This window comes from Paraburkholderia tuberum STM678 (genome assembly GCF_902833905.1).
GTDB classification, from domain to species: domain Bacteria; phylum Pseudomonadota; class Gammaproteobacteria; order Burkholderiales; family Burkholderiaceae; genus Paraburkholderia; species Paraburkholderia tuberum.
The window spans coordinates 1-16,447 of the sequence record NZ_CADFGP010000067.1 but is presented as its reverse complement, the minus strand read 5'-3'; the positions used below and the strand labels follow the sequence as shown (position 1 = coordinate 16,447).

Below are 16,447 nucleotides of genomic sequence, written 5' to 3'. Positions count from 1 at the left end.
GGCTAGAAAGTGATGAAAAAGGCTGCAGTGGTAGGGGCAACGCTTGCGCTGATCTCCTTGGGGGCACGCGCGCAAAGCACGGTGACGTTATACGGTATCGTCGATCTCGGCATTGACTATGCGAACAATGTGAGCAAAGCGTCGAGCGGGACGGCGATCGCGGGAAGCGGTGCCAAGCTGGTCCAGATGCAAAGCGGCGTGCCGCTCGGGAGCCGCTGGGGACTGAAGGGCGAGGAAGACCTCGGCGGCGGCCTGCGGACGGTGTTCCGTCTCGAGAGCGGCTTCGATGCGGCTACCGGTGGGCTTGGCGGCGGGCTCGCGTTTTCGCGCAACGCGTACGTCGGCTTGTCGTCGAACCGGTTGGGGACGCTCACGTTCGGCCGGCAGTGGGATGCGAACGTCGATTTGCTGGAGCCGTTCACGCTGAACGGTCAATACGGCGGCTGGTATTTCGCGCACCCCAACGACATGGACAACCTCGACAACGGGTTCTCCGTACCCAACGCAATCAAATATGTGAGTCCGACGCTCGGCGGGGCGACGTTCGAAGGGCATTACTCGCCGGGCGGCATCGCAGGGCAGTTCTCGACAAACTCGACTTACAGCGCCGCGGTTGCCTACAACGGCGCGAACGCGAGCGCCGCTGTCGGCTACTTGCATATCAGCGATCCGTCGACGGCCGTCGCGGGCTACGTGTCGGGCGGCGGCTTCGCCAACGCGGTCTATGGCGATGCGCTGGCCGCTGCGCGCAGTCAATCCGTGCTTGCTTTGGGCACGGCCTACAAGCAGGGGGCGTTCAAGGTGTCCGCGAATTTTTCGAACACGGTGTTTCGTCCGAAAGCCGGCGGAGCCAATCTGACGTTCCAGAACTACGAGTTGTCCGGATCGTATCAGGTGACGGCTGCGCTCGTGGTTGGTGGCGGGTTGACCTACACCGTCGGCCACGACGATGCGACGGACAAGTCGCCCAAGTACGAGCAGATCAACCTGATCGCGCAATATGCGTTGTCGAAGCGCACGTCGGTCTATGCGATGGCAGCCGGCCAAAACGCGCAGGGCGATGCGACGGTTGCGCAGATCGCGGGCTTCAATCCGTCGAGCTCGAAGCGGCAAGTCGCGACGCGCCTCGGGATCACGCATTCATTCTGATCGAGGTTCTTCGCGGCGGCGGGACGCATGCTGCTTCGGTGCGCATGCGTCCGGTTTTGAAGGGATAGGCAGTGTGATGCCTCGTCAACAACGTGCAGGTTCGCGAGGCCAGGTTGCAATCATCGACGGAGGTATGCATGAAATGGTTCGGCCAGCGTAGTGGGCCTGAGTCGGCAAGGAACGACAATCAGGACCTGCTGATTTCGAGCATCTCGACGTTGCGAGAGCAGGGCGAACTGCTCGAGCGGGAGAACGACGCGCTCAGGGTCCGGCTCGAAGCGATGCAACGGGCGATGGATTGCGGGTGGTGGGAGGTTCACCTGGCCGATGATGCGTCGCCAATCGGCAAAACGGCGAGCGCGTGGTCCGAGCGGTTCTGCGAATTGCTGGGGTATGGCCACGACGAATTTTATCCCGTGCTCGACGCATGGATCGCGTGCGTGCATCCGGACGACCAGATTGCGTTGCTTACGGCATGGCGATCTGCGGCCGAAGGGAAGTCCAACGTGACGACGACAGTGGTTCACCGGGCCAAACATCGCCGCGGCGGATATCGCATGTATGAGATGCGCATTGCCGGATGCTACGAACGGCCTGCGGACGGGGACGGGCAAAGCGGCTTCACCGTGATCGGCACGCTTGCCGATATCGACGAAGCCTCGCAGCGCCATCACGAGTTCGAGAAAATGCGGGCTCGGTTCGAGTTGTCGCGGGAGCTGCTTGCCGATGGCATTTGGGATATCGAGGTCATCGCCGGCGATCCGCTCAATCCGAAGAACGTCTTCTGGTGGTCCGATCAGGTCCGGCAGCTACTCGGCTTCTCTTCTATCGCGGAGTTCCCCGATGTTGCCGAGAGCTGGACGTCAAGGCTTCATCCGGAAGACAGCGAACGTGCCGGGCAGGCGTTCATCGCGCATTTGTCCGACCGTTCAGGGCGTACCGGGTATGAAGTCGAATATCGCCTGCGCTGCAAGAACGGCGAATACCGTTGGGTGCGCGCGCGAGGCCAGAGCGTTCGCGACAAGCATGGCGCGCCATTGAGGACCGTCGGGGTGCTGACGGACATTCATGCGGCCAGGATTGCGCAGGAACTCGGCGCCGCCGAGGAGGTATTCAAGGCGAGCATGCTCGAGAGCATCAAGGAGATCGGCGAGATCGTATCGACCATCGGCGGCATTGCGCGTCAGACGAATCTGGTTGCGTTGAATGCCGCAGTCGAGGCCGCTCGGGCCGGAACCGCGGGCCGCGGCTTCTCCGTGATCGCCGGCGAGGTGCGGCAGTTATCGACACGCACCCGCGAGGCAACGGAGTCGGTCATGAAGATCCAGTCCGAACTCGCGCGCCGGCAAGGTGCGAAACACGCTCCAAAAGGAACCGCTCACGCGGCGGCGAGAAACTCGAATAGCGCGTTGTTGTCGCAATAGCCGACGTTGAATCGCAACCATGGAGTGGGTTCTTCGTCATGCATGAACAGATGCCCGGGGGCGAGATAGATGTCCTTGTCCAGCGCGCGACTGGAGAGCGCCCGGGAGTCTTCATAGTGAGGATGGCGGGCCCAGATGAAGAGCCCCTCCGGCGCCTGGTTGAACATGACCATGCCTGCGCCGCCGAGCTTCTGCCGCGCGGTGCATTGCGCGTGCGCGAGTTGCGCCCCAAGGCCCTTCAGATGCTTGCGATGGCGTCCGTCGACGAGCACCTGGTAGACGATGCGTTCGCCGATCTCGGAGGTCGTCAATCCCATCGCCATCTTCAGTTGCGCCAGATCCTCGATCAGGTCCGGGTGAGCCGCGATGTAGCCGACCCGCAGGCTGGGCGATATCGTCTTTGAGAAGCTGCCGACATAGATCACGCGTTCCAGCTGATCGAGGCTCGCGAGCGGCCGGCGTACCGCCGCGTCGATGTCTGCGCAGACATCGTCCTCGATGATGAGGAAGTCATGTTTTGCCGCGAGCTGCAGGATCTTGTGCGCGGTGGCGGGCGAGCACGAGATGCCTGTCGGATTGTGAAGACGCGGGTTCGTGAAGTACGCCTTCGGTTCGTGCTTGGCTAGCAACTGGGCGAACGCGTCGAGGTCGGCTCCGGTGGAGGTCAGGGGCACACCCACCAGGTTGACGCCGATGCGCTTCAGATGCGCGAACAGCAGGCTGTAGCCGGGCGAATCGACGAACACGGTATCGCCGGGCTTGATCAGATGATGAATGAGCAGACTCAGCGCATGGGCCGCGCCGCTCGTCATCAGCACCTGTTCCGGCGGACAGTAGATCTCGTGCTGGTTCAGGCAGTCGGATATCTTCCAGCGCAGGGGAAGGTAACCTTTCGGCACGCCATAGCTGGTGAGCGATCCTGTCGAATGCAGCGTCATGTTGCGCAGCGTGCGGCGCAGACCCTCCTCGTCGAGCCAGCGCGCGGGCAGCCACCCGCAGCCTGGGTTGATCTCCGCCGAGTGGCTTTGCCAGATCCGGTTCAGCATCCACAGCGAGTCGAACGAACTGCCATCTTTGGCAACGGCTTCCTGATTCAGATACGACGCATGCTGGAAGCTTCGAACGAAAAACCCCGAGTTTTGCCGGGGCACGAGCGAGCCGTCGGCCACGAGGCGGTCGTAAGCGTCGACGACGGTCGAGACGCTGACGCCGTGCGATTCCGCGAAGCTGCGGATCGATGGCACCTTCATGCCGGATTGGAGTTTGCCGTCGGAAATCAGCGTATGAAAGTGATCGACGATTTTTTGCGTCAGGGATTTGGCCGGGTCAGCGGACAAGGAAAGCATGATACGGATCCTTTCGACTACGATGTGACGGACAGCGGTTGGCTACGCACGGCGCGCGTCCGGTCTCCATGACGGCGCGCCGCCATGCCACTACTCTACGAAGTCGAAAAGAATCGGTCTTGTCCCCGAGCGTCCAAAGTGTTGGACCTGACCGGCCTGGTTGAGGCGGAGCGGACGAATCGCCGGCTCGGCGCGAGCCGGCGCTCATTGCTCAGTTGTTTGGAGCCGCCGGCTAAGAGGGGCGATGGTCGCCCGGCGGCAGAGGAAAGGGAGGGATCGAACCGGTTAAGGCCGTCGTCGCGGTTCAGTCTTGCCGTTCACTGATAGTCGGTGGGGGAATGGCCGCAGTCCTGCCGAAAAATCCGGCTGAAGTAGGCCGGATCGGAGAACCCCACGATCAGCGCAATCTGCGTGATGCCGAGCCTGCTTTGTTTCCGGTTGGCGAGAAGCCGCTTGGCTTCGGCGAGCCGCCGATTGCGAATGACGGTCGTGATCGTTTGCCCGCTATCGCCGAATATCTTCTGCAGATATCGCTCCGATACGCCGACCGCGCGCGCAACGTCGGCCGGCTGCAAGGTCGGATCGGAGAAACGCTGTTCAATAATTCTCGTCGCGCGAAGCCGGTGACCGCTGCGCACGGAAGTCTCGTTGCTGGTTGACGTGTCACCCGTGATAGCCAGGATCAGCAGGTCGAGCAGTTGCTGCTCGACTCGCGCATGGATCTCGACCGGTAACACCGCGACATGCCTGAAGTAGGACGCGGCGAAATCGAGAAAGAGTGCCGCGCAAGGCTCGGCCGCGGAGGCCACGAGCGCTACGCGGTCATCCACGCTGGGCAATCTCGACCTCAGCGACCGGCACGGGATGCGCAGCGTTCGTAGGCAAAGGTGCGCCGGGTTCGCGAAGCGGTAAGGCTCCGCTCCGCTCACGAGCGTGAAGTTTCCCGGAGCAACCAGCGCGTCGCGTCCGCGTTGCTGGATGAGCACGGGGCTCAACTCGGGCATTTCGATGACGTAAAACTCCTCGGCCTCCGCACGGGCATAGGACTGATGGCGCTCCGTCACCATCGGATCGCTGTGCAAGGTACAGACGCGGAGTTCGCCGACATCGATGTTCTCGATCGAACCGCCGCGAAAATCCGCACCGATCTTCACGTCCATCGGAAAGTAGCTGCTCTGAACCATATCGGCCCACTCGTGGGTCTTGGGTCCGCGTTGCGCGGACGCCGGTACTTCAAAATTGAAGGTCTGCCGTGAAGCTGGCGCAACTGGCGCGGGCTTGGTGGTCTCAGTCCTCATGATCGCGAACCTCGAACGATGAATGGGCACTGCAGGCTTGCGGATCAGGAACAGATGAAACAGATCATCTTTCGCGGCGCCAAAAAGCAGCTTGACTGACTCTACAACGCCGAAAACCCTTGAGCAATAAGGGTTTGAGCGGTCGGGGAATGAAGTGTTTACCGAAACACGGGGTGCTGTGCTGCTTCCAGCAGCCGCACAATGCGCGAATCGAAAGCTTCGCATGTATCTGGCAGCGGCATTTTTCGACTCGTAACCTGAATCCGGAACTGCCCCTTGGCACTGGCGAGGGAGCGGTGGTGACCCATCCGGTCGGTGCAACGCGTCGACGATCTGATCTTCAACCATGGATAGCGTAGATCTCGAAGTCCTGAAGCGCAGCGCCTTGTGGCTGAAGCAAGGGTGGCCAGTGCTGCTCGTCACCGTGTTGAGGACCTGGGGCTCGTCGCCGAGGCCGGAGGGAGCGATGCTCGCGATCCGTGCAGACGGTGCGCTGGCAGGCTCGGTCTCGGGCGGATGTATCGAGGATGATTTGATCCACAAGGTGCAGGCCGCGGAAATTCAGCCAGCGCTTCCGGTCGTGTGCCGCTACGGCGTGAGCGCGGACGACGCACATCGATTCGGTTTGCCGTGCGGCGGCACCATCGAGCTCGTGCTCGAGCCGTTGAGTGTGCGAAGCGGCATCGAGCTTGTGCTTGGCGCACTGGAAACCGGCAGGACGATCAAGCGCACACTCGACATGCAAAGCGGCGTCGCCACGCTCGAGACCGCGGGGCCGATCGACTGCGTGTCGTTCGACGGCCGCGCGTTCGTCAACGTGCATGGCCCGCGCTATCGAATGCTCGTGATCGGCGCTGGCCAGTTGTCGCGCTATTTGACCGAGGTCGCATTGGGGCTCGACTACCAGATAACGGTTTGCGATCCCCGCGACGAGTACTCGAGCGAGTGGACGATTCCGTCCGCGCGTGTGGTTCGCACGATGCCGGACGACGCGGTGATTGACATGAAGCTCGACACGCGAAGCGCGGTGATCACGCTGACGCACGATCCCAAGCTCGATGACCTGGCGCTGATGGAGGCATTGAAAACGCCGGCGTTCTACGTCGGTGCGATCGGCTCGCGGCGCAATAACGCTGCGCGCTGCGCACGTCTCGCCGAGTTCGATCTGACTGGCGAGCAAATAGCACGGTTGCGCGGGCCGGCCGGCATTTATATCGGCAGCAAAACGCCACCGGAGATTGCGATATCGATCCTCGCGGAGGTGACTGCTGCAAAGAACGGCGTGCAGTTACCGCCTATCGCAGGCGTCGCGACCGCTAAGCGATATCTCGAACACGTGTGCGATGTCGGTGCCGGTCAGCCGTCGTAGACCAGGCGCTCGTCTCTCTCGCAACACATAGCCCATTAAAGGACACCGCCGCATGCTTTCGAAGCGCGCCCCTCATCTGTACGTGGCCAAAACGGTCGAAGAGGCAGTCACGGCGTTGCACGACTATGGTCACGATGGCGAGCCCATCGCCGGCGCAACATGGATCATGCGCGCGCCTGTCAGGCGCGCGCCGCTGAAGAAGGCCTACGTGTCGCTCGCGGCGATCGGGGAGATGAACGCCATCGATGTCACCGAGCGCGAAATCAGCATTGGCGCCAGCGTGACCCATCAGGCGTTGGCAGCGATGCTCGGCAGCGTTCCGTCGTTGAAAGTATTGACCGATGCGGCAGCGAAATCGGCGAATCCTGCCGTTCGTGGTGTCGCGACGATAGGAGGCAACTTATGCTCGGCCGGCTTCCCCGCGGCCGATCTCGTGCCCGCGTTGATGAGCCTCGCGGCCGAGGTCGAACTGGCGACCGTGAACGGATCGTCGAGAACTTCCGTTGAAGCGTTCCTGCAGGCGAGGGCGTCGCTCGAGCCGGGTGCCATCGTGCGCCGCATATCGATACCGCGGCGGGCCCACTACTCGGCGCATGCGAGGCTTCCTTTGCGCAAGGCGGGCGACTATCCGGTCGCTATCGTCAGCGCGGCGCTCGAAGTCGCTCCGGATGGCCGCGTGAGCCACGCGACTGTCGCCGTCGGCTCGGTCGAAGAGCGGTCCCGCCAATGGCCCGAGCTGGAGAATGCGCTCGTGGGAGGTCCGTTGGACGCGGATCGCGCGAAGCTTATCGGCGCGCAGCATCTGCGCGTCTTCAAAGGTCGCGATGGTGTCGAGGCGCCGGGTTGGTACCGTACCCAGGTCCTTCCGGCGCTCCTCCATCGCGCGGTCGCCGACATCCAGGCGCAACTCGAGAAACAACAGGGGAGGTGAAATTGTCGATCTGCCTGAAAGTCAACGGCGAGGAATGCGCGGTACGCGGCGGCCCCCTGACGCCGCTCATCGATGTATTGCGCGACGAGCTCTTTCTGACCGGCGTCAAGCCCGTCTGTCGCGAAGGCTTTTGCGGCGCCTGCACGGTGCTCGTCGACGGGAAGCCGGCCGTCTCGTGCCTGACGCCGATCGGCACTCTCGCGGACCACGAAGTCGTCACCGTCGAATCGCTGGCGAAAGACGGGGACTTGTCCGCGATGCAAGCGGCGCTCGAAGCGCATGATGCCGTGCAGTGCGGAATGTGCTTTCCCGGCATGGTCATGACGTTGACCGCCTTTCTGGCGCGCGTTCCCGGCGCCACGCGCAAGGAAATCAAGGCCGCGTTGTCCGGAAACCTGTGCCGGTGCACGGGCTACGAGCGCATCGTCGAAGCGGCCGTATCGCTCGCCACCGTCAAATAAGGATCACCCGACATGTCCGACCCAACCACCGCGGTGCTGAACTTCCCGAGACGGGATGCGCGAGACAAGTTGCAGGGCCGTACGCGCTATACGATCGATCAGGTGCATCCGGGAATGCTGCATGGATTCGTGTTGCGCTCGACGGTGACGTCCGCGCGCATCGTCAGCCTCGACGTGACACAGGCGCGCCAGCTGCCTGGCGTGCGAGCGATCGTTACCGGCGACGATGCGCCGTTTCGGCACGGCATTGGCATTGCCGATGAGCAGTTGTTCGCCACCGACCAGATCCGCTTCGTCGGTGAGCCGATTGCGGCGATAGCGGCGGACACGCTCGAACAGGCGCGCGCCGCCGCCGACGCCATCCTCGTCGAATGGGAGGCGCTGCCTGCGGTGCTGACGATGGAAGCGGCGTTGGCGGACGACGCGCCGCTCGTCCATCCGGACTGGAAGGGCTACGAAGTCCTGTTCGACGGTGGCGCACGCGGCGGCAACGTTGCGTGGGAAGCGACCGTGGTTCGCGGGGATACAGACGCGGCATTCGCGCGTCCCGATGTGCGGATCGTCGATACGACGTTTCGCGTTGGCCGCCAGAACCATCTGTCATTCGAACCGCGCGCCGTCGTAGCCCGCTACGAGGACGGGCGCTTCCACATTGAAACGTCCACCCAGGTGCCGTGGACGATTCGCAATACGACGGCGCGCGTGCTAGGCGTTCCGCCGAGTCAGGTTCGCGTCACCGTGCCGCCTGTCGGCGGCGCATTCGGACTCAAGTTCGACTGCGCGCTCGAGCCGTTTGCCGCGTTGCTCGCGCGCGCAACGGGGCGACCCGTGCGCATCGTGAATTCGCGTCAGGAGGAGATGCAGATCTGCCTGTGCCGCGAGAATGCGGACATCCGGATCCGGTCTGCCGTGACCCGCGACGGCGAGATCGTCGGGCGCGAAGCGGTCGTGCTGATGGATTGCGGCGCCTATGGCGGCGAACAGATTTTTCTGACGACGATGACCGCCCATACGCTCGGCGGAAACTATCGGCTCGGCTCGGTGCGCATTTCGACGCGCGCGGTCTATACGAATACGCCGCCCAACGGCGCGTTCCGGGCCTGTAACGGCGTGTACAACACGTTCGCGCTCGAGCGGCATACCGATGAGATCTGCGCCGCGATCGACATGGATCCGTTCGAATTTCGCCGGCGCAACGTGCTCGGCGATGGAGATCTCGGTTCGACGGGGCAAGTTTTCCAAGGCAATGTCCTGGGTCCCATGCTCGACAAGATGGCGACCGCCGTCAACGAGCGGGGCTCGAAAAAACACTTGGCTGAGGGGCGCCTCTACGGGCGCGCGACCGTGGTCGGAACCTGGTTCATCTTCGTCGGTCCGTCGGCTGCCACGGTCAATCTCAATGCCGACGGCAGTGCGACGCTCGTGACGTCGGGTGTCGAGCTTGGATCGGGATCGATGATGCAGTCGCTTCCGCAGATCGTCGCGCATTCGCTTGGCATCAAGCCAGAGAACGTCGTCGTTCGCGCAGCGGACACCGATTCGGCCGGATACGACGTAGGGGTGGGCGGCGGGCGAACGACAGTGTCGCTCGGCGCGGCGAGCCTCGCGGCGAGCGTGGAGGTGAGAAAAAAACTGCTCGATGTGGCGTCCGAAATGCTCGAAGTGGCGGTCGACGACCTGATTCTGCGCGACGATCGCGTCGAGATCGTCGGCGCGAAGGGTTCAGGCATCGCGATCTCGAAAGTCGTGGAGCGGGCGCACAAGACCGTCGGTCCGCTCGCAGGCAGCGGCGCTTTCACGCGGCCGGGCGTCGCGGCGATGCCCGGTTGCGCCGCGGGTCATTTCATCGATGCAATCGACATCCCCGTGTTCGCCGTCCACGATTGTGAGATTGCAGTGGATCCGGATACCGCGCAGGTCGAGGTGCTTTCGTACACCGTCGTCCAGGACGTCGGCCGTGCGCTCAACCCGCGTGCGGTGTCCGGCCAGATCCAGGGTGGCGTCGTGCAAGGGCTCGGCTATGCGCTTCACGAAGAGATCAGCATCGACCACGAAGGGCGCGTTCGCCAGACGGGGCTCGACACGTTCCGGGTTCCGCTTGCGCAAGACGTCGTCCCGGTGGACATCCACCTCCACGAAGGCGCACCGTCGATAGGGCCGCTGGGTGTGAAAGGCGCCGGCGAAGTGCCGATCCTCAATGTGGCGGCGGTCGTCGCATGCGCGGTGTCGAACGCGATCGGAAAGAGCGTCTACGAATTGCCCCTGACGCCGCCGCGCGTGCTCGAGCTGATGCTCGGCGACGGCTTGCCGCTGATCTTCCCGCATATACGCGAGGCTTGGGCCGACAACGTGCTCGAGAAAGCGCAGTGCGCGTAACGAATTCCGAAGGGGCGGCAAGCGACAGGTATGAGCGCGCTGACGAAAGCCGCGATGCGATGAGCGCGAGGTTTCCGACGATCGACAGCGTGGTCGATAACCTGCGCGAGGTCGGCTACTACGCCAACCGCCGCCTCGCCACGGCGGTGTTTCTGGCACTGAAGCTGAATCGTCCGCTGCTGCTCGAAGGAGAGCCCGGCGTAGGCAAGACGGAACTGGCCAAAGCGCTCGCGAAGATGCTGCAGCGCAGCCTGACTCGTCTCCAATGCTATGACGGGCTCGAGCAGCGCGAAGCCGTGTATGAATGGAACTACGCGGCACAGCTGCTGCACATTCGTGCGGCGGAAGCGGCAGGCAAGGGTGGCGGCAGCGAAGCGACGCTCTACGACAGCCGCTACCTGCTGCGGCGACCGCTGCTGCAGGCGCTGCAGGCCCCAACGCCAGGGACGGTATTACTCATCGACGAAGTGGATCGTGCCGACGAGCCGTTCGAAGCTTTTCTGCTCGAGTATCTCGGCGAATATCAAGTGACGATCCCCGAACTCGGCACGATCAAGGCGGAGGTGCCGCCGATCACGATCCTTACCGGAAACCGAACACGTGAACTGAGCGATGCGGTCAAGCGCCGCTGTCTTTATCAATGGCTCGATTTTCCGGACGCGCAGCGTGAGCTGTCGATCATTCTCCAACTGGTGCCTGAGACAAGCGAGGTTCTCGGGGAGCGGATCGCCTCGTTCGCCCGGCATTTGCGTGAAGCACGGGGCACGACGGATTTCCATCGCGTGCCGGGCGTCGCGGAGACGGTGGAGTGGGCTCGCGCGCTGAATGCGCTGGGCATTGTCGAACTTGATCCGGACATCGTCGTCGATACGGCCGGCGTGCTCTTCAAAGATCCTGACGACATCAACGGGTTGACTCGCCAGCGCGTCGAAGGCTTCCTTCAAGCAAGCGGCGCCTTCGCCCGATGAGCGAAGCATGCGTTCCTGAACGTCACGCGTCCTCTGGCACGCGACTCTTACAGCACGTCGTTGCGTTTGCACGCGCCTTGCGCACCGCTGGCGTATGCACGGATGCATCGAAGATAGCGCTTGGCGTCAAGGCGATTTCGCTCGTGGGAATCGCAGCACGCGAAGACGCCGGCGCGGCGCTCGAATCAGTGTTGATCAGCCGGGAAGCTGACCGGCTCGTTTTTCGAGCGCTCTTTGCCGTGTGGTTTAGCGCCGGCGATTCGCGTGATCTGCTCTATGGGAAAGAAGCTTCATGTGAAGCCATAGGCGCGGAGGCGCCGCAGGAACTTCGACGGATCCGCGATTCGGCACCGGAATGGTCCAGACTGCGAACAGAACCCGGCGTCGAGTACCACATCAGATTCGACGGCCCGATGGCGGCCAGCGACAAGGAGCGGCTGAGGCATTCGGATTTCGGTACGCTCGACGCGAGTGAGTATCGCGAGGTCCAGCGGTTGGCGCGCGACATTACTCTCGCGCGTCCCGCCGAACGGGCAAGGCGCTACCGAACGACGCTTGGCCACAGGGGGGGCTACCGGATCGATTGGCCGCAAGCAGTGCGAGAAGGCGTGCGTACCGGCGGCGAGTTGATTCGCCTCCCACGATCGAAGCGCCGAAGGCAAGTGCTTCCGTTGCTTGCCATGGTGGACGTGTCGGGTTCCATGGAGCGGTATGCAAGGGTATTGCTCGCCTTCCTGCACGCGGCCGTCACGCGTGAGTCGCGAACTGATGTGTTCGTATTCGGCACGCACCTTACGGATTTGACGCCGTATTTCCAGCGCGGCGATGTCGACGCGATGCTACTGCTTGCGAACGCGGCGATCGACGACTTCGCGGGAGGGACGCGAATCGGCGGCTCGCTTGGGGAATTGCGCCGACGTTATCCGCATCGGTTCGTAGGCGGACGGACTGTTGTAGTGCTCATCACCGATGGGCTAGAAACCGGAAGTCCCGAGGTGCTGCACAACGAATTGCAATTGCTCAAACGCCGCGCGCGGTGCGTGCTATGGCTCAATCCCATGATGCGCTTTGAAGGCTACGCTCCGGCCGCCCGCGGGGCGAGCGCGTTGCACCAGTACGCGGACGCGATGCTTGCAGCTTATAACCTCAGCGCGCTCGAGCAGGTGGCTGGGCATCTCGCGCAACTGTTGGCGTCGTCACGATAACGTCGCTTCGCCGTCGCTGACAGACGCGTAGCTCGCACTGCGCAACGACGCAGGACAATTCAGATTTTCTGAATTTAATCGCGGCCAACCGACATTGAGGGGCGTCAAGGTGATCCCTAGAATGTCATCACCCTATCAAGCAAGAGGTGCAGGCCATGCAAGCCGTTGAAGCGACACAAGTTTCATCATTCCCTAGCACTAAGCAAATAGCGAGTCCGCTGTACACCGTCGGGCAGAATCCGAATCATGCCCGCATTCGGCATATCGAGATCGACACGCGCGTTCTCGAGCGGTTCTTCGAAGAAGTGAAGGATGTAAACAGCCAGAACCTCGAATACGTTCCCTATATGCGCTTCATCCTGGCGGGGAAACTCGAGCAGATGCTCGGCACGGGCTTTCGGGAAACGGTGCGCGGCATTCTTCGAGACCGGAATTCGGGTGGCCTGACGGTTGGCGTGCAGGGTGTGACGGACTGCGCCGAAGACTATGTAAAGTTCGGGACCGCGATAGCTCATCTCGTCGGGCCGGCAAACCACGATGCGATGTCCGGCACCTACTATGCGCGCTTCCTGGTGAAAGACACGGACAACAGCGACTCATATCTGCGCCAGGCGTATCGTCTCTTTACACTGCATACCGATGGCACGTTCGTGGATGAGCCGACAGATTGGCTGATGATGATGAAGTTCAGCGAGCGCAACGCCATCGGCGGTGAGTCGCGCCTGCTTCACCTTGACGACTGGGCGCAGCTCGAGGAGTTCTCGACGCATCCGCTGGCATCGTACAAATTCACCTACAAGTCGCCTCCGAGCAAGAATTTGGCGCAGGAGGTCGAGCGTCGGACGTTCTTCAAAGTCGATGGCAAGCCCGCCATCTGCTTTATCGATCAGTTCGCCCAGCCGGAGTCGATCGAGCATGCTCGCTACCTGCATAGGCTGTCGGACTCGATGGAGGCGTCGAAGGGCACGGCTGCCATCCCGCTGCCGACCGGCGACCTCGTGATGTTGAACAACCTATTCTGGCTTCACGGTCGCGCGCCTTTTGAAAAGAACCCGGACCTTCATCGCGAGCTCATGCGCATCCGCGGCGAGTTCGCAACACTGTGAGGTCGAAGAAGCGATGAAGCGGACATATGATTTCGCCATTATCGGCGGTGGCATTGTCGGGCTCGCGACCGCGATGGCGCTGACAAAGCGCTTCCCCGGCAAGGGGATAGTCGTTCTCGAGAAGGAGGCCTCGCTGGCATCTCACCAGACGGCGCATAACAGCGGTGTCATCCACTCGGGCATCTACTACAAACCTGGCAGCTTCAAGGCCCGGTTCGCGCGAGCCGGAAGTGAGTCGATGGTCCGCTTTTGTGAAGAGCACGCAATCGAGCACGAAATCTGCGGCAAGGTCATCGTCGCAACGAAGGAAGACGAACTTCCGTTGCTTGAGAATCTGTACAAGCGGGGCCTCGACAATGGTTTAAGGATCGACAAGATCGGTCCCGCCGAACTCTCTGAGATCGAACCCCACGTCCGCGGCCTACAGGCCATCAAGGTACCGGCCGCAGGCATCGTGAATTACAAGCAGATTTGCGAAGCGTATGGCGCTGTCATCAACGCGGCAGGCGGCGATATCAGGGTGGGCGAGCGCGTGCTGAGCATCCGCAAAAGGGCGTCCCACGTCGAGGTGGGCACTGGGACAGGCACTGTCGAGGCGAAGTTCGTCATCAACTGTGCCGGTCTTCACTCGGACCGTGTCGCGAGGATGGACAAGATCGCGGACGACCTCAAGATCGTACCGTTCCGAGGCGAATATTACGAGCTTCGTCCGGATCGCCGTCATCTTGTCAAACACCTGATCTATCCGGTCCCGAATCCGAACTTCCCGTTTCTTGGCGTGCACTACACGCGCATGATCGGCGGGCATGTGGAGGCCGGTCCCAATGCCGTGCTTGCCTTCAAGCGCGAAGGGTACAGGAAGCGGGACATCGACCTTCGCGATCTGGCCGAAGTGCTCGCATTTCCGGGCTTCTGGAAGCTGTCTTCGAAGTATTGGCGCGAGGGTCTCGATGAGATGATACGGTCCGTCAGCAAGGCGGCGTTTGTTCGCAGCCTTCAGGCGCTCATCCCCGAGATTACGGAAGCCGATTTGGTTCCTGCGCCCGCGGGCGTCCGTGCGCAAGCATTGAGGTCGGACGGTAGCCTCGTCGACGATTTTCACCTTCTGAAGAGTGAGAGGGCGATCCACGTATGCAATGCGCCGTCGCCCGCGGCAACGGCGTCGATCGAGATTGGCAGGCACATCGCCGGGACGATCTCGGCCACTGACCTATGACAGAGCAACGCGAAAAAACGCTCGAAGTCGGTTAATGCCTTCTCCACGAAGCGTCTCGGAATCATGTGTCAATGCGCGTTCGAGTGTTGAGCCGCGATTTCGAGCGCAATCGCGCGGAGGCTTGAAACGAAGGGTGAACTGTCGTTCCGCCTGAGGACGAGGAAGAGTTCGGAGTCGTCGCGGACGTTGTTCAGCTTCCTGAAGACGAGACCGGGAAGCTGTATGTTACTGATGCTTTCCGGAACGACTGCCACGCCATGGGCGGACGCCACATGAACGAGCGCGGTCAGGAAGTCTTTCGTGTGGAATTCTATGTTGGGCGTGAAGCCGGCGTCACGGCCGATAGCCAGGAGATGGCGGGCAAATCCCACATCCTTTTCGAACTGCGGAGCAGTGAATACCTCGTTGGCGAGCTCGGAGGCGTCAATCGTATCTTTGATCGCGAGACGATGTTTTTCAGGCAAGGCTACCACGAGCTTCTCTTTGAGCAGAAGTATCCGATCGACTTCATCATGCGGCCCGCTCGTCGTTCGTACCACGCATGCATCCAGTTCTCGCTGCTGAAGCCACTGAATCTGCGCAGGGCTCTCCAACGAGTGCAGCCTGATATGCACTTGCGGATAACGTTCTCCGTGAAGAGACAGGAGGCGTTGTACTACACCGGCGCACGCGGCTGAGACGACATACCCGATCTCAAGCGCGCCAATCTGGCCTCGTCCCGCCATCATGGCCACACGCTTTGCGTTCTCCGCGGCAGCCAGCGTGTGCCTTGCCTCTTCGAGAAAAAGCACCCCGGCGGCGCATAGTGAAACCGACCGCTTGGTCCGGACCAGAAGCTTTACGCCAAGTTCTTTCTCGAGAGACTGGATTTGCATGCTCAACGCGGACGGAGCGATGTCAAGCATATCGGCGGCATTGCCGAAATGCAGCTGTTCCGCCAGCGTGACAAAGTAACGTAGCTGCCTTAGGTCCATTGCCTTAATGTTGCGTCTGTATCGTTACGACTTAGCGGAGATTCAAGCCGGTCGTCGAGCGTGAGTCGACCGCCAAGTCCTTGGCTCCGCGCAGGCTGTAAATGCGACGTCGATTTCAAGAGTACTCAATGATACGGACCTTCTGCCATCGCGCAAGGTGGCACCCCTTACGTCACGATGCGATGTCCGCAGGCACTGCACCTGGCGCAGCACATTCTCTCGATCCCAACGAAACGTTTCGATCAAGCGGCTCCGGTCAGGCGCATCGCATGAGCCACATCTGGCAATAGCGGAGCAGCAGGTAGTTGGTCCAGCAATGCGGTGATGCGTCGGCGGAGGTTTTGTCGCATTAACGCGGTCAAGTAAAATCCGTCGACCGCAACGCATGAGAAGCATGATGGCAAAGACGAAGGCGCCGCGCAAGACGCTGCCCGCTGGCATTGGCAAGGTACTGAAACGGTTGCACTACCCGCTGGACATGATCCTGCTGTGCGTGCGGTGGTACGTGGCGTACTCACTGAGCCTACGTAACCTCGAGGAATGAAATGAACGCGTCCCACTTCGTGACCGAGTGAGCAAATCAAGGTGGATCCTCACTGGCCAACGGCATCGATGTACCCACGT

The 16,447-nt window shown here is 61.8% G+C and carries 13 protein-coding genes and 1 pseudogene; 11 read left to right on the top strand and 3 right to left on the bottom strand.

Features of this window, described 5'->3' with window-relative positions; all coding sequences use genetic code 11:
- Positions 1-12 precede the first annotated feature (12 nt).
- Positions 13-1,149 (top strand): porin, encoded by a 1,137-nt coding sequence (locus HWY30_RS34920; RefSeq protein WP_167368838.1) that lies wholly within the window; start codon positions 13-15, stop codon positions 1,147-1,149.
- A 137-nt stretch (positions 1,150-1,286) separates the two neighbouring features.
- Positions 1,287-2,573, top strand: a complete 1,287-nt coding sequence (locus HWY30_RS42590) for a methyl-accepting chemotaxis protein (protein ID WP_090812282.1) — start codon at positions 1,287-1,289, stop codon at positions 2,571-2,573.
- On the opposite strand, the gene HWY30_RS34910 is transcribed toward HWY30_RS42590, so the two are convergent.
- A complete protein-coding gene (locus HWY30_RS34910) occupies positions 2,528-3,919 on the bottom strand; it encodes an aminotransferase-like domain-containing protein (protein ID WP_090812283.1) in 1,392 nt (463 codons plus the stop codon). The two genes, HWY30_RS42590 and HWY30_RS34910, sit on opposite strands and share 46 nt — an antisense overlap.
- A 317-nt stretch (positions 3,920-4,236) precedes the next feature.
- Positions 4,237-5,565, bottom strand: a complete 1,329-nt coding sequence (locus tag HWY30_RS34905; protein WP_090812284.1) for a helix-turn-helix transcriptional regulator — start codon at positions 5,563-5,565, stop codon at positions 4,237-4,239.
- Between HWY30_RS34905 and HWY30_RS34900 the strand changes: the two genes are divergently transcribed.
- The 8 genes from HWY30_RS34900 (at position 5,564) to lhgO (ending at position 14,849) form a co-directional block, all read left to right on the top strand.
- Positions 5,564-6,586, top strand: coding sequence for an XdhC family protein (locus HWY30_RS34900; protein WP_090812285.1), 1,023 nt, complete (start codon positions 5,564-5,566; stop codon positions 6,584-6,586). The two genes, HWY30_RS34905 and HWY30_RS34900, sit on opposite strands and share 2 nt — an antisense overlap.
- Positions 6,587-6,638: 52 nt before the next feature.
- A complete protein-coding gene (locus HWY30_RS34895) occupies positions 6,639-7,517 on the top strand; it encodes an FAD binding domain-containing protein (RefSeq protein ID WP_090812286.1) in 879 nt (292 codons plus the stop codon).
- Positions 7,514-7,978 (top strand): (2Fe-2S)-binding protein, encoded by a 465-nt coding sequence (locus HWY30_RS34890; protein ID WP_244145123.1) that lies wholly within the window; start codon positions 7,514-7,516, stop codon positions 7,976-7,978. Before HWY30_RS34895 ends, HWY30_RS34890 begins: the two co-directional genes overlap by 4 nt.
- Before the next feature lie 12 nt (positions 7,979-7,990).
- Entirely contained in the window at positions 7,991-10,354 is a 2,364-nt protein-coding gene (locus HWY30_RS34885) for a xanthine dehydrogenase family protein molybdopterin-binding subunit (protein WP_090812288.1), read from the top strand.
- A 59-nt stretch (positions 10,355-10,413) separates the two neighbouring features.
- Positions 10,414-11,322, top strand: a complete 909-nt coding sequence (locus HWY30_RS34880) for an AAA family ATPase (protein ID WP_090812612.1) — start codon at positions 10,414-10,416, stop codon at positions 11,320-11,322.
- A 77-nt stretch (positions 11,323-11,399) separates the two neighbouring features.
- Entirely contained in the window at positions 11,400-12,527 is a 1,128-nt protein-coding gene (locus tag HWY30_RS34875; protein WP_341809955.1) for a vWA domain-containing protein, read from the top strand.
- 155 nt (positions 12,528-12,682) lie between these two features.
- Positions 12,683-13,633, top strand: coding sequence for a glutarate dioxygenase GlaH (gene glaH, locus HWY30_RS34870; RefSeq protein WP_090812290.1), 951 nt, complete (start codon positions 12,683-12,685; stop codon positions 13,631-13,633).
- A gap of 13 nt (positions 13,634-13,646) precedes the next feature.
- Positions 13,647-14,849, top strand: a complete 1,203-nt coding sequence (gene lhgO / locus HWY30_RS34865) for an L-2-hydroxyglutarate oxidase (RefSeq protein ID WP_090812291.1) — start codon at positions 13,647-13,649, stop codon at positions 14,847-14,849.
- Positions 14,850-14,917: 68 nt separating this feature from the next.
- On the opposite strand, the gene HWY30_RS34860 is transcribed toward lhgO, so the two are convergent.
- Positions 14,918-15,823 (bottom strand): LysR substrate-binding domain-containing protein, encoded by a 906-nt coding sequence (locus HWY30_RS34860; RefSeq protein ID WP_090812292.1) that lies wholly within the window; start codon positions 15,821-15,823, stop codon positions 14,918-14,920.
- A 394-nt stretch (positions 15,824-16,217) separates the two neighbouring features.
- On the opposite strand from HWY30_RS34860, the pseudogene HWY30_RS34855 reads away from it, so the two are divergent.
- Positions 16,218-16,364: pseudogene (locus HWY30_RS34855) on the top strand (IS6 family transposase); the annotation flags it as partial.
- Positions 16,365-16,447 lie beyond the last annotated feature (83 nt).